Here is a 13,366-nt window from a genome sequence, read left to right on the forward strand (position 1 = left end):
CAACGACCGATGACGTAACGATCAATGGGAGGGTCTGGTGCCCGACATCACGACATTGGGGCCTGCCGGAACGCTGACTGCTGCGGTCGCAGCGCTGGCGGTAGCCGCTGCTTGCCGCTGGTTCGCCTTCGTTCTGTGCCTGGTGGTCCTGGCTGCTTCAAGCGATGCTGCCCGCCGGCAAGACGTGCTTACCTATGCCTCCCTTCTTTGCCGCGGAGACGGCGCACGGGGTAGGACGCCGCGGCCCCGAAGCCCTCGGACCTGATCAGGACGCTCTCACCGGTCCTGAGTGCCGTACCAGGGATACATCAGTGTCGGCTGCCCTGAGGCAGAGCAGTCCTAATCCATAGGCGCGTCCGCGGCCAATACCGGACAAGACTGCTCTCTGCAATGCGATGGGGTCAGTGATCAGAGCCAGACCTTCGAGGCGGGTTGCCTGGAGAAAGGTCGGGCTTCTTGCTTGGCGCCTCGCAATGACAGGACCCAACGAACGGCTGCGGACTTCGACAGTCGCCAGCCCGGCTCGGGAGGCTTGGCGTTCCCACCAGGCGATCACTTCAGCAGTCTGTAAGCCCACGCGCTTGCCGCGTTGCCCTGTCCTCACTGTCGCCTTGGTGGCATTCGCATCCAGGAGAAACGTCACCTGCTGCCCCTCGAAGCCTGTCTCCGACCAAGAGACCCGCTCAATTGCCACTGCGTGGGCGTAGTCGGCAGTTAGGGCGCGGAGAAATACGGTCCCACTGGTCTGAACACGCAGGATCGCGTCACCACGGTCCCCATCCAATCGGTAGAGCACGCGTCCGGTGTCCGGTGAGACATGCCCCGCAGCGTTCGGACACAGGGAGCGGACAGTTTGATGGAGGTGAAGGACATCGCCGAGGTCACGCTGCACTTGTGGGTTGCAAGGATTGAGGTGCAACACGATCTGCTGGGCGCTGTGGGGTGGCTGCCGCGTCTGCTGAACGGAGCCCTCCGCCTTGGCCCGGTGCCACAACTCGTGAAGACTGCTGGAGATCGCATCCAAAGTCTGCTCCTGTGAACCACCCATGGGGCGACGAGCAAGAGCCAGCAGGGCAAGACACCCTGTCACCGCCATGAACTGGTCATACTGCGGTAGCCGATCCCGGGCGAACAGGTTGTGCACGGTGGAATGTCCCAAGCCAACTGCGCGGGCCATCTCACGGGCTGAGGGAAACGCCGCGTCCCGGTGCAACTCATGCAGCGCCGCGTTGAGGTCCCGCATCCGCCCTGCTGGCAGGTCTGGTCGCTTCAGCTCACCGGCACGGCCCATGGCTTGCTCCCCTTCATGAGTCGGACGTGTCCCCGTGTCGCCCCGCAGCTTCTGCCGGTGCTGTGGGCTCGCTCCGCGGCTGGCCGTGCCGCAGCCGAGTGCGCTGCCATAATTTTCTCGCTTGCCGGGCTGACCAGAGGACGAATGCCGCAATAATGCTGGCTGCTGTGTTCTCCAAGATGTTCACGGAGCGAGCCTTCCTCCGCTCTCCCTGGCTGTGGACAGCTGTGGACACCGAGTTGCCGCGATAGTGGCGGGCTGAGCGCCTCCGCACCACCAAAGCCAAGGCGACCGTCGCCAAGGCATATCGCCTCCTCGAGGGCATCCCTGAGGCCGTCCGTCGATGACGACCCATGCCGAATCAAGGGAGCGGGCACGGAGTCAGCCGCCGAACGCCGATTTGCCGCCGTCGGTTCAGGTCGACGCTCTTGCCGACGCCACCGGGATGCGCCGGCGGCCTGCCTCATGCTCTACCTCGGCACGTACGGCCCGATGCCGGTCGGAGGGACTGGTCGGCCTTTGTCACAGCGACGTCGATCTCGACAACCTCGTGATCCGCGTCCGCGTCGCGGAGCCGGAGCGGACCCAACGGCAAGCGGGCCCCTGGCGAGACCAAGGCCGACACGGGTGTCGCACCGTCGTCCTCCTCCCAGCATTTCCTCCACAAGGAGGTGAAGCGGCACCTCGCCTGGTACGCCGTGAAGGGGCCCGATGGACTGCTCTTCGTCGGCGAGAAGGGCGTTGCTTTCCGGCGCACATCCTTCGGTCGGAAGTGGCGTCGTGCGTGCACCACTGCGGGCCTCTCGGATGGCTTCCGCTCATACGACCTTCGTCACACCGGATACACGCTCTCAACCCGCTCGGGAGCAACACTCAAGGACACGATGGTCCGCGCCGGACAGTCCTCCGAGAAGGCGGCGCTGATCTACCAGCACTCCGACGAGGAGCGGCAACGTGGAGTGGCCGCCGGCCCCGACGACCTGGTCCGCGCCGAGCGTGCGAAGCACCACAAGGACGACCCCGACCGCCCCGCGCACCACAACGAGGAGGCCGCCGAGAGCTAATGGTGCGGTTGTGGTGCGCGACCGGCGCACCGGTCTAGGCAACAAAGAACCCCCGGGCCTCTGACCTGGGGGTTTCATATGGAGCGGGTGACGAGAATCGAACTCGCGCTCTCAGCTTGGGAAGCTGATGTTCTACCATTAAACTACACCCGCGTAAGACGCCCGTTCCGTGATCATCCGGAGCCGGTGTCCGATCGCCTGGTCACTGTACCTCATCACCGGCTCCCGGCGCTGACGCCGTGGGGCTTGAGGGTGTTTCAGGGGGCGGATGTGGCTGTGGGGTACCGGAGTTGGGGCGTACGGTGGAGGGGTGGGAGAGGGTCAGGGCGGGGTCGGAGTGCCGCCTGGAGGGCCGTCCCTTTGATCCCGTAATGTGGCCTCTCGTCGTCAGGCAGGCAGTAGCCAGACGCGGCTCTTGGGGAAGGGACTCTAGGACTTGATGGAGCGCACCGTCGTCCGTTGTGCCGATGGGCACGTGTTCAGCACCGCTTCGTTCCCGATGCAGCAGGCCGAGCGACTCGGCCCGGGCCGGCTCCTCCGGTGTCCCCGGTGCGCCCGGCTCCGCAGTGTGGTGCCGGTGACGTTGGAGAAGCGGTAGCAGCAGCGGTCGGTAGCAGTAGCGGCGAGCAGCGGCACGGTAGCTGGCGGTAGCCGCAGTCACAGCAGTATTGGCAAGTAGTAGCAAGTGCAGCGCCTGGCGCGCGGTGGCCGTGATTGTGGTCGTTCCGCGCGCCTTGCGTATCCTCGGGGCGTGCTTCTCTCAGACAAGGACATCCGGGCCGAGATCGACGCCGGGCGGGTACGGATCGATCCCTACGACGAATCCATGGTGCAGCCCTCGAGCATCGATGTGCGGCTGGACCGTTACTTCCGGGTGTTCGAGAACCACCGGTATCCGCACATCGACCCCTCGGTCGAGCAGGCGGATCTCACGCGGCTCGTGGAGCCCGAGGGCGATGAGCCGTTCATCCTGCACCCCGGGGAGTTCGTGCTGGCCTCCACGTACGAGGTCATCACGCTTCCCGATGATCTTGCCTCGCGGCTTGAGGGGAAGTCCTCGCTCGGGCGGCTCGGGCTCGTCACCCACTCCACCGCCGGGTTCATCGACCCCGGGTTCAGCGGGCACGTGACGCTTGAGCTGTCCAACCTCGCCACGCTTCCGATCAAGCTCTGGCCCGGCATGAAGATCGGGCAGCTGTGCATGTTCCGGCTCAGCTCGCCCGCCGAGTTCCCGTACGGGAGCGAGCGGTACGGGTCCCGGTACCAGGGGCAGCGCGGGCCCACCGCCTCGCGGTCCTTCAAGAACTTCCATCGGACCCAGGTGTGAGCGAGACGTGAGCGGAGGCGTGAGCGAAGGGATGAGTGGCGGGATGGGTGACGGCGCAGGCGTGCGGGAGAACCTGACCTACGAGCGGTTCGGCGTCGCCGTCCGGGAGCTCGCGCAGAGCATCGCCGACGACGGGTTCCAGCCGGACATCGTGCTCAGCATCGCCCGCGGCGGGGTGTTCGTCGCCGGGGGGCTCGCTTACGCGCTCGACTGCAAGAACCTCCACCTCGTGAACGTCGAGTTCTATACGGGCGTGGGGACCACCCTCGACATGCCCGTCATGCTGGCTCCCGTTCCCAACGCGATCGACTTCACCGACAAGAAGGTGCTGATCGCCGACGACGTCGCCGACACCGGCAAGACGCTGAAGCTCGTCCATGACTTCTGCGTCGAGCATGTCGCCGAGGTGCGGTCCGCCGTCGTCTATGAGAAGTCCCACTCCCTCGTGAAGTGCGAGTACGTGTGGAAGCGCACCGATGAGTGGATCAACTTCCCCTGGAGTGTGTTGCCTCCGGTCCATAAGGCCGGGGACGCTGCCAAGCCGAACAAGGAAGCTGTCTGAGCCCGGGCTGAGTTCAGCCGAGTTGAGCTGAAAGCGGTTGGTTGATCAGCGGTTGGTCAGTCAGTCCTGAACGGGCGGTAGCGCACGTTAACCGCGGCGGTACGGTCGTCGCCGTTGAGCAGCTCGAGCCGTACGGGGGAGCCGCCCGGGTTGTCGAACAGGCGGATTCCGTCGCCGAGGAGTACCGGCGCGATGTGCAGGTCGATCTCGTCGATCAGTCCGCGTTCGAGGAGCTGTCGGCCGATCGTGGGGGAGAAGACCTCCAGGTTCTTGCCGGCGGCGGCCTCCAGGCCGATGCGTACGGCCTCTGCCACGTCGCAGGTCAGGAACGTCACGCCCGCGGCGGGCTGTGCGTCGTCGGGGTGGTGGGTGAGGACGAACACGGGCCCCTGCCATGCGCCGCCGTAGATGGCGCCCGCATCCGGGTAGGCGTCCCAGCCGTCCCGGCCGCCGAGTACCGCGCCGGTGGTCTGGGCGTATTCGTCGGCCAGGCCGGAGCGGTGCGAGACGCCCGTCATCATCCAGTCCATCGTGTGGTTCGGGCCCGCCACGAAGCCGTCGAGCGACATCGTGAAGTGCCAGAGCACCTTGCCTGCGGCGGTTTGCGGTTCCATGTCGGTCGTCGCGTCAGTCATCGCGTCAGTCGTCGCGTCGGGCATCGCGTCGGTCCTCTCCGGGCGGGTGGCGGCGGCCTCGGCGACCGCCGCAGCTGTGGACCCGGCTCGCTTGCGGAACTCATCGCCGCCGTGCCGACCCCGCACCGGAGCGCCCCCGTGGCTTGGCCTCGGGGGCGCTCCGGTGGGCGTTCTGCCGGCTACTGCCGCCAGGCCCGGTGCAGGCGGTCCAGCCCGCTCTGGTTGTTCAGTCGCAGGCTGAGGTCGGTGCCCGTGCCCTGGAGGGTGGTGAGGGAGTAGGTGTCGCCGTTGCGCAGGCCGGGCCAGTAGACGGAGCCCAGGCCCAGTTCACGGATGGTGTCGGTCGCGGCCTGTATGTAGGCGACCTCGTGGGAGCCGTTGACCGGGCCGTTGTAGTCCAGGCCGGTGGTCATGGACGCGCCGAACTCGTCGAGGATCGTGCGCGAGGCGCAGTCGCCGATGCGCGCCTTGAAGTCCGCCTTCCACTGGTCGACGCTGGTCCAGTCGGTGTGCCAGAAGCCGTAGTTGTGCAGGGCGAGCCGGGTGCCCTTGAGGCGCGGGTCGGCGCACACCGGCTTGACGTCCTCGCTGTACTTGTACCCTCCGATCAGCATCCGGTCGCGGGGCACGTTGCGGTGGGTGGTCACCCACTTCGCGGCGATGTCGGTCCACTCCTGGGCGGTGTAGCCGAACGGCTCGTTCATCGGCTCGAAGTACACCTTGGAGTCGCGGGCGTAGGCGGAGGTGATCCGCGCCCACATCTGGTCCCAGGCGGCCTGGTCGTCGATCTTGCCGTCCTTGGCGTTGTCGGCCTCCCAGTAGCCCAGGATGACCTTGAACCCCTTGGCGGTGGCGGCGTCGATCGCTCCCTTGTACGACTTCCAGAAGGGGCCGTTGACGGAGGTGGGGTTGACCGGCAGCCGGACGGTGTTGGCGCCCAGCTTGGCGAACCCGTCGATGATCGCCTTGGACTTGGCGTAGGTGGTGGCGTAACCGTCCGTGGTGGACAGGCCCGAGGGGACGACCGCGTCATCGGCGTAGTTGTCGCGCGGGTCGGCCCAGTTGACCCCGCGGAAGTCGCTGACGGGCGGGACGGCCGCCTTGGCCGAGGCGGCTGAGGGGGCCGAGGCGGATGCGGGGGAGGCGAGCGCGCCCCCGAATGCCGTGGCGCAGGCCAGCAATGCGGCGAAGCAAGCTGTCCCGCGGTGGTTCTTTCGTGGCACGGCGTCCCCTTCTGAGCAGTTGCGTGCGAAAACCTCGCGGACGCAGACCGGCGGGCTCGATGGTTCCCGCAAACTAGAAGACGATCCGAACACAGGTCAACACATCTGCACACAAAGTTTCATCGCCGGAACCGCAAAGGGAGCGGTGCACGGCGACCACGTGAGGCGACAGCGCAAACGAAGGGCCCCCGGCGCAAACGAAGGGCCCCCGGCGCGAACGCCGGGGGCCCTTCACCTGCCGTATCTAGAACGTGCCGAGCTTCACGATCGACAGCAGAGCGATCAGCTGGATCGCGCTCGCGCCCAGTGCCTTCGGCCACGGCAGGTCGTGGGACTTGGACACCATCAGGGTGAGGAGGGCGCCCGCTGCCACCCAGGTCGCCCAGCCGAGCGCCTGGACGAACGTCGCGTCGCCGCCGGCGAACATCGCGAAGACCAGGCGGGGGGCGTCCGTGAGGGACATGACCAGCATGGAGAGGCCGACCGTGGGCTGCCAGGCGCCGTCGCCGCCCAGCTGGCGGGCCAGGGTGTGGGTGACCACGCCCAGGACGAAGGCCGACAGGACCATCGCCACGGCGGTCGTCAGGACGATCGGGACCGCGTTGGAGAGGGTCGCGTTGATCGCGTCGTTCCGGGCGCCGTCGAAGCCGAAGACCGCGAGCAGGCCGTAGAGGAAGGTCACGACGAGGGCGGGGCCCCACATCGTGTAGTCCCGCATCTGGAGGAACGTCTGGCCGGGGGAGAGGACGATGCCCCGCAGTAGGGCCTTCCAGTGCAGGCGGGGGCCGACCGGGGCGGCCGGTGCCGCGCCCGCCTGGTAGGTCTCGCCCTGGGTGTAGGGGTCCTCGCCGACCGAGAACGCCTGGGTGTGGCCCGGGTTGTTCGCCGCGTACGGGTCCGGCGCGCCGCCGGGGCCGTGCGGGTAGCCGCCGTCGCCGAAGTACTCCGGCTCGCCGTGACCGCCCTGACCGCCCTGGCCACCGTGAGGCCGGTGACCGCCGGGGCCGTAACCGCCGTGTCCACCGCCGCCGTTCGCCTGCGGCCAGCCGCCTCCGCCGCCGCCCGAGCCGCCGTACGGCTGCTGCGACGGCGGGGGATAGCCGTACGACGGCCCCTGGGGTGCCTGCTGCCCGTACGGAGGTTGTTGGGGGCGCGTTTGCGGGGTGCCGTTGTTCCGGCTGCCCCGTCCGATCCTGAATCCAGCCACGTCTTCGAACGTACCTGGTCCCGGAGATTCGCGTGCCGGGCCCTGCGGTCAGGGCCCGGCTTTGCGGCCGAGCTGTGACATCCCCTAAGGGAAGCCCCCAGCTCGGGTCAGGGATTCGCTCGGGGGAACCCAGGAGCTGAGAGCCGCTGGTCAGGCCGTGTTCTGGGTGATCAGCGTGCGCGTCGAGGTCTTGAGCCCGCTGGAGCCGCCGTAGACCGTCACTGTGCGATCACCGAGCCGAAGTAGTTGGTCGCCTTCAGGGAGACGGCGGCGGCCGTGATGCCCTGGGCGCCCGTGGTGGTCAGTCCGGTGGAGGCGCCGCGCAGGGTCCATACGCCTCCGGGGCCGTTCTCGCCGTCGACACCGACGATCAGGTCGGCCTTGCCGTCCTTGGTCACGTCGGTGAGGGCGACCGCGGAGCCGAAGCGGTCCCAGGCCTCGGCGGTGCCGGGCACACCGGCGGTGTTCTGGGAGTACGACTTCGCGCCCGAGGTCCGCAGTCCGGACGCCGAGCCGAACAGCACGGTGACCGAGCCGGCCTCCACGACCCCGTCGAGGTCCTCGCCGGGCGCGGCGACGGCGACGTCGGCGAACTTGTCGCCGTTGATGTCGCCGGTGCTCAGGAACATGCCGAAGCCGTCGCCGGCCTCGCCCGAGCCGGGCACGTTCGCGCTGTCCTGGTGGATGACCGTCGGCGTCTGCGCGGGGTCGGGGCCGTTCGGGCCGCCGTACCAGACGGTGATCTGGCCGCCCTTGTGGCCGCCGGGCTTGTCGCGGCCGGGGTCCGAGGAGTCGCCGAGGACGAGGTCGCCGTAGCCGTCGCCGTTGAAGTCGCCGACGGAACCCGACATGCCGTCCGCGTTCGGCAACTCGGTGAGCTGGTGGTCGCCGCCGGCCCAGGTGTAGTAGAAGATCTGGCCGCCGGAGTCGCCGTCCACAGCGAACGGATAGACGCGCTCGGCCGCGCCGTCGCCGCTGAGGTCGCCCGCGAACACGTCGTAGGTGCTGCCGAGTTCCCCCACGCCGTGGTGGCTGAGGGGGCCGCCGGTACGGGTGAACGGGCCCAGGTAGAGGTGGGTGTCGCTCTGGCCCGTGAGCGTGACGTCCAGGTCGCCGTCGCCGTCGAAGTCACCGGTCGCGACGCCGCGCGAGAAGCCGCCCCACTCGGAGAGCCCGGACGGCTGCGGCAGCCCCTTGCCGCCGGACAGGCCGGTCCCGGAGCCCCACAGGACGGTGCCGGAGCCGACGCCGTCCCGGTCGCCGATGCTCTCGCCCGAGGACCCGACGACGAGGTCGGAGTAGCCGTCGCGGTCCAGGTCGGCGGCGGCGAGGGAGGACCCGAACAGGTCGTTCGCCTCGGCGGTGCCGGGCACGCCGGCGGAGTTCTGGGTGATCACGGCCTTGCGGGTGGCGGACACACCGGACGAGGAGCCGTACAGCACGACGACCGCCCCCGCGCAGGACGCGGTACCGACGTCGGTGCACATGGCGCTGACGGCCACGTCGCGGTAGCCGTCGCCGTTGAAGTCGCCGGCCAGGCCGGAGGGGGCGGCGGACGCGCTCGTGGCCGGGAGGGCGGTGAGCAGGCCGGTGGTGAGGGTGGCGGCGAGGAGGAGGGGGCGCTTGCGCAAGGTGGTGCTCCTGGGAAGGAAGAGGGCCGGGCCCGCGGGGGAACGGGCCCGGCCGTTCAGGGGTACGGCGGCGGACCGCCTGTCGGTGCCGTACGTCCGTACGTCCGTACGTCCGTACGTCCGGATGTCCTGGCTGGGTCCCGCGGCCTCAGTCCGCGAAGACGGCGCCGAACGCGGGGGACCCGGTCGTCGAGAGTCCCGAGGTGCTCGGGGCGACGGCGCGCGAGCCGGACGTGGTGATCTTCGTGCCGTTGGAGGGCAGGTAGGTCAGACCGCCGTTGCCCGCGTTCTCGTACGAGCCGATGACCAGGTCCGCCTTGCCGTCACCGGTGACGTCGTCGAGCTTGACGTCGGCGCCGAAGAGGTCGTTCTTCTCGTCGTTGCCGGGGACGCCCGCGGTGCTCTGGGCGAGGCCCTGGACACCGGAGACGGTGTCGATGCCGTTCGCGGAGCCGTACAGGACGGTGACCTGGCCGGTGTTGGCGGCGCCGTCGATGTCCTCGTTCGGGGAGGCGACGACGAGGTCCTGGTAACCGTCGCCGTTGATGTCACCGAGGTCCAGCTCCCAGCCGAAGCCGTCGCCCTTCTCCGCGGTGCCGGGGACGTTGCCGCTGTTCTGGGTGATGCCGGCGGTGGTGGCGGGACCGGAGGTGGAGCCGTACGTGATGTTCACCTTGCCACCGTTGGCGGCGTCCGGGACGGGCGTGCCGTCCTCGGTCGTGCTGTCCCAGCCGGCGCCGCTGACGATGTCGCCGTAGCCGTCGCCGTTGATGTCGCCGATGGCGGTGATGATGCCGGGCTTGAGGGCCTCGGCGTCGCCGGCGCTCAGGCCGCCGGCGGTGCCGGGCACGTAGTAGTTGGTGTTCCAGCCGTAGTCGGTCCGGGTCTCGTACCCGTCGACGATCAGGTCGGTCCGCTTGTCGCCGTTGACGTCACCGGCGGTGAGGCTCATCGGGCCGTACGGGTAGTCGTTGGAGCCGTTCTGGATGGGCGGCTTGATGGTGTAGCGCCCGCCGGGAGTACCGGTCGAGTCGAAGCCGCCCTTGAAGACGTGGATGGTGTTGGACGAGTTGCCGACGGCCAGGTCGGCCTTGCCGTCGCCGTCGAAGTCGCCTGCCGCCAGGTCCTTGCCCCAGTAGTCGTGCGAGGACGGGGCCGGGTCCGCGATGGTGACGCCCTTGCCGGTGAGGCCGCTCGCCGAGCCCCACAGGACGGCGACGCCGCCGCCGTTGGTGTCGGTGCCGACCTTCTCCCACGGGGAGGAGACGGCGAGGTCGTCGTAGCCGTCGCCGTTGAAGTCGGCGTACGCGGACTCGGCGCCGAAGCCGTCGCCCGCCTCGGCGGTGCCGGGGTTGCCGGTGGTGTTCTGGCTGATGGTGGTGCGCTTAGCGGACGACACGCCGGTGGCGGTGCCGTAGAGCACGACGATCTGGCCGGCGCTCTGGCGTCCGCTCACGTAGGCGCCGTGCGCCGAGGCCACGACGTCCCCGGTCCCGTCGCCGTTGAAGTCGGCGTACGGGACCTGGACGGAGTCGGCGGCGGTGGCCGACGTGGCCGTGGCGAGGGTGAGCAGTCCGCCCGTCAGCGCGGTCGCGGTGGCCGTCGCGAGGGCGAGTCGTGCCGGGCGGCGCAGGTGGTGCTTGTGCATGCGGTTCTCCTGCTGCATGCGGGGGATGCCTGGCCGGCATCCGCAGTTGGTGGGGTGCGACCTCGGGTGTTCTCCGGGAGTTGTCCTCGGGTTCACCCGTGGGGTCGGCGATCAGGAGACCCACGATGGGACGGAAGGGTTGCACGTGAGTTCGGGAAATCTTTGAGGCCCCTGAACCGGAGGCCGGCCGGAACGGCCTCCGGTTCGTCACGGGGGGAGCGGGTGGAGCGGGTGGAACTGGCGGATCAGTCCGCCATCTGGCTGCCGAACAGCGGCGTGCCGGACGCCGACACCTTGGCGGCGGTCAGGCCGATGCCCCGCCCGGACGTGCTGATCTTCGAGCCGTCGGAGGCGAAGGCCACGACATAGCCGTCGCTGTTGTTCTCGCCCGGCAGGCCGACCGCCAGGTCCGCCTTGCCGTCGCCGGTTGCGTCGGTGAGCAGCAGTTCGCCGCCGAAGCCGTCGTTCTTCTCGTTGTCGCCGGGCACGCCGGTCGTGTCCTGGGCCAGGGACTGGGCGGCGCCGCCCTGGAAGCCGGACGTCGAGCCGTAGAGGACGGAGACCATGCCGGCGTCGGCGATGCCGTTCAAGTCCTCGCCGGGCGAGCCGATGGCGAGATCGTCGTAGCCGTCGCCGTTGATGTCCCCGAGGGAGAGCTCCCAGCCGAAGGCGTCCCCTGTCTCGCTGGTGCCGGGGATGCCGGAGCTGTTCTGCTCCAAGGTCCCCGTGCCGCCGTTCGGACCGGTCGACGTGCCCCAGACGACCTGCACGGCACCGCCCTTGGCGGCCCCGGCGCTGTCCGAGGAGGCGTCCCAGTGGTTGCCGATGACGATGTCGCCGTAGCCGTCGTTGTCGATGTCGCCGATGTCGGAGATGATCCCGGCGGGCAGCTTGTGGGCGCCGGATGCGGTCACGCCGCTGGAGGAGCCGGGCAGGTAGTAGTTGGCGTTGAAGTAGTAGTCGCCGCTCGTCTCGCCCTCGTAGCCGTCGACGAGCAGGTCGGTGCGGCCGTCGCTGTTCACATCGCCCGGCGTGAGGTTGAAGATGTCGTTGCCCTTCACCTTCAGGACCGGTGTGGTGACCTTGTAGTGGCCGCCGGTGGAGCCGGACTTGGTGAAGCCGCCGCGGTAGATGTCGATCGTGTTCTGGTCCGAGCCGATGGCGAGGTCGTCACGGCCGTCGCCGTTGTAGTCGCCGGCGGCGAGCGGGGCGCCGAAGGAGTCGTGGCTGCCGGCGGCGGGGTCGGAGACCGTGGTGCCGCCCGAGAGGCCGGCGGAGCCGCCCCACAGGATGACCGCGGTGCCGCCGTCGGTGTCCGAGCCGACGTCCTCGCCGGGCGCGCCCACGGCGAGGTCGGCGTAACCGTCGCCGTTGAAGTCGCCGGCCGTGGTGTGCGAACCGAAGCCGTCGCCCGCCTCGGCGCCGCCCGGGACGCCCGTGCTGTTCTGGGAGAGCGTCTGGATCTTGGCGGCGCCCGCGCCGGTCGGGGAGCCGTACAGCACGGTCACCGAGCCGGCCGCCGTGTGGCCGCCCACGTAGGCGCGCGGCGCGGAGACCGCCACGTCCTGGAACCCGTCGCCGTTGAAGTCGCCCTCCAGGCCGGAGGCGGCCGCCGCGGGACCGGCGGCGACGACGAGCAGACCGCCCGTGAGTGCGCCGGCGGCCGCGGTCGCCAAGGCTGTACGGAGGCTTTTGCGCATGCGGTTCTCCTGCTGAGTACGGATGACCACCCCCGTTGGCCCGGTCTTCCGCCGGGCTCAAACGGGGGTGATGGGTGGTGCAGGAGACCTCTGAGGTGAGCGGATGGTTGTACGTCGAACAGTCGGACAAGGAATTGTTGAGGCGGCAGGGCCGGACGGCATGGCCGGCCCCGGCAGAGGCGCCGCCCGGACGGCAGGCCCGACTCGCCGCACTCGTACGGCCGCTGGGGCCGGACAGGTCCTAGGCTCGCCCGCGCCCTGTCGCGGACGCGAAGCCCAGCCACGTATGCCGGTTGCCCCACCAGCACCAGCCCACCTTCGGCGCGTTGCGCCGCTCGCGGCCGTCGCGTCCCGTGCCGTTGCTGATCCAGATCGCCGGGGTGCGGGCGTCCAGCGTGCCGTTCGCCTTGCGCAACCGGGAGCCGATCGTCATGAAGCAGCGGTTGCGTTCGAGAGCCGCCGGCTGCTGGAGCACCCAGTGGATGCCCTCGGTGAGCAGCAGGGGCGTGCGGTCCTCCTTGGTCAGGGCCGGCAGCGCCTCTTCGGGGCTCCAGTTGGCCATGTGGTCGCCGCGGTCGACGCCGGTGACGACGTAGAGGGGCGCGTCGGGCAGTGGGACGGCGTCCGGGGTGAAGTCGTCGACGTCGGGCATGTCGACGACGACGAAGCCGGGCTTGTCGTCGCGACGGAGCAAGGGGGCGAGGGCGGACGCGGGGACGCGGTCCGGGTGGACGGCGAGCAGGGCGTTGCCGTGCCCACTCGCACGGTCCCCGCTCGAACGGTCCCCGCTCTCCCCGGCCCCGCTCCCACCCTCGGCGCCTTGCGCGAACGCGCGCAGTTCGTCGGCCGGTATCCCCGCAAGCTCGTGCACCCCGAGTGAGATCAGGTGCTCGGCCTGGGCGGTGAGCGGCGGGAGCGGGGGCAGGGGGGCGGCGTTGGACGACGTATCGGACAAGACACTCCTAGGCTCGCGGGGCGGTTGACCTGAGGGCAACGAGAGGGCCCTGCCGGAACGTTCCCCTCCGGGCCGACCCGGCGAGCGCGCTTCGACGGGCCCCGACCAGCCGGGCCAGTTCGT

Annotated in this window: 11 protein-coding genes, 1 tRNA gene and 1 pseudogene; 4 read left to right on the plus strand and 9 right to left on the minus strand. The window is 69.5% G+C overall.

From position 1 onward, the window contains the following. Positions 1–265 precede the first annotated feature (265 nt). Entirely contained in the window at positions 266–922 is a 657-nt protein-coding gene (gene cas6e, locus ADK36_RS51585) for a type I-E CRISPR-associated protein Cas6/Cse3/CasE (RefSeq protein ID WP_425315479.1), read from the minus strand. Here cas6e and ADK36_RS50525 point away from each other — a divergent pair. Both ADK36_RS50525 and ADK36_RS28330 read left to right on the plus strand, forming a co-directional pair. Continuing rightward, positions 857–1,039, plus strand: coding sequence for a hypothetical protein (locus tag ADK36_RS50525; RefSeq protein ID WP_053199526.1), 183 nt, complete (start codon positions 857–859; stop codon positions 1,037–1,039). The two genes, cas6e and ADK36_RS50525, sit on opposite strands and share 66 nt — an antisense overlap. Before the next feature lie 503 nt (positions 1,040–1,542). After that, a pseudogene (locus ADK36_RS28330) lies at positions 1,543–2,355 on the plus strand (tyrosine-type recombinase/integrase); the annotation flags it as partial. Between the two features lie 79 nt (positions 2,356–2,434). On the opposite strand, the gene ADK36_RS28335 reads toward ADK36_RS28330, so the two are convergent. After that, positions 2,435–2,508 (minus strand) — tRNA-Gly (locus ADK36_RS28335). 598 nt (positions 2,509–3,106) lie between these two features. Here ADK36_RS28335 and dcd point away from each other — a divergent pair. Next, positions 3,107–3,682 (plus strand): dCTP deaminase, encoded by a 576-nt coding sequence (dcd, locus tag ADK36_RS28340; protein WP_030054451.1) that lies wholly within the window; start codon positions 3,107–3,109, stop codon positions 3,680–3,682. Positions 3,683–3,725: 43 nt separating this feature from the next. Continuing rightward, positions 3,726–4,244, plus strand: a complete 519-nt coding sequence (locus tag ADK36_RS28345; RefSeq protein ID WP_048584171.1) for a phosphoribosyltransferase — start codon at positions 3,726–3,728, stop codon at positions 4,242–4,244. A gap of 56 nt (positions 4,245–4,300) precedes the next feature. Here ADK36_RS28345 and ADK36_RS28350 read toward each other — a convergent pair whose 3' ends face one another. The 7 genes from ADK36_RS28350 to ADK36_RS28380 form a co-directional block, all read right to left on the minus strand. Next, positions 4,301–4,879, minus strand: a complete 579-nt coding sequence (locus ADK36_RS28350; RefSeq protein ID WP_107083839.1) for a dihydrofolate reductase family protein — start codon at positions 4,877–4,879, stop codon at positions 4,301–4,303. Between the two features lie 179 nt (positions 4,880–5,058). Further along, the gene (locus ADK36_RS28355) at positions 5,059–6,102 is read right to left on the minus strand and encodes a glycoside hydrolase family 5 protein (RefSeq protein ID WP_053199528.1); all 1,044 of its coding nucleotides are present in this window, start codon (positions 6,100–6,102) and stop codon (positions 5,059–5,061) included. Between the two features lie 244 nt (positions 6,103–6,346). Continuing rightward, entirely contained in the window at positions 6,347–7,309 is a 963-nt protein-coding gene (locus tag ADK36_RS28360; RefSeq protein WP_053199531.1) for a Yip1 family protein, read from the minus strand. A gap of 218 nt (positions 7,310–7,527) precedes the next feature. Continuing rightward, positions 7,528–8,940, minus strand: a complete 1,413-nt coding sequence (locus tag ADK36_RS28365) for an FG-GAP repeat protein (protein WP_048584174.1) — start codon at positions 8,938–8,940, stop codon at positions 7,528–7,530. Between the two features lie 148 nt (positions 8,941–9,088). Next, entirely contained in the window at positions 9,089–10,588 is a 1,500-nt protein-coding gene (locus tag ADK36_RS28370) for an FG-GAP and VCBS repeat-containing protein (RefSeq protein ID WP_048584175.1), read from the minus strand. A gap of 245 nt (positions 10,589–10,833) precedes the next feature. Next, positions 10,834–12,288 carry an FG-GAP-like repeat-containing protein gene (locus ADK36_RS28375; RefSeq protein ID WP_053199533.1) on the minus strand — a complete coding sequence of 485 codons (1,455 nt, stop codon included), beginning with the start codon at positions 12,286–12,288 and terminating at the stop codon, positions 10,834–10,836. Positions 12,289–12,529: 241 nt separating this feature from the next. Continuing rightward, positions 12,530–13,243, minus strand: a complete 714-nt coding sequence (locus ADK36_RS28380; RefSeq protein ID WP_053199535.1) for a DUF5701 family protein — start codon at positions 13,241–13,243, stop codon at positions 12,530–12,532. Between the last annotated feature and the right edge of the window lie 123 nt (positions 13,244–13,366).

The organism is Streptomyces viridochromogenes (assembly GCF_001270495.1).
In the GTDB taxonomy this organism is placed as follows: domain Bacteria; phylum Actinomycetota; class Actinomycetes; order Streptomycetales; family Streptomycetaceae; genus Streptomyces; species Streptomyces viridochromogenes_A.

Bases quoted from the DNA above. Each gene is read 5' to 3' on its own strand.
- ADK36_RS50525 (WP_053199526.1), top strand. From the start codon at position 857: ATGGAGGTGAAGGACATCGCCGAGGTCACGCTGCACTTGTGGGTTGCA.
- ADK36_RS28345 (WP_048584171.1), top strand. From the start codon at position 3,726: ATGGGTGACGGCGCAGGCGTGCGGGAGAACCTGACCTACGAGCGGTTC.
- ADK36_RS28350 (WP_107083839.1), bottom strand. From the start codon at position 4,879: ATGACTGACGCGACGACCGACATGGAACCGCAAACCGCCGCAGGCAAG.
- ADK36_RS28370 (WP_048584175.1), bottom strand. From the start codon at position 10,588: ATGCACAAGCACCACCTGCGCCGCCCGGCACGACTCGCCCTCGCGACG.
- ADK36_RS28375 (WP_053199533.1), bottom strand. From the start codon at position 12,288: ATGCGCAAAAGCCTCCGTACAGCCTTGGCGACCGCGGCCGCCGGCGCA.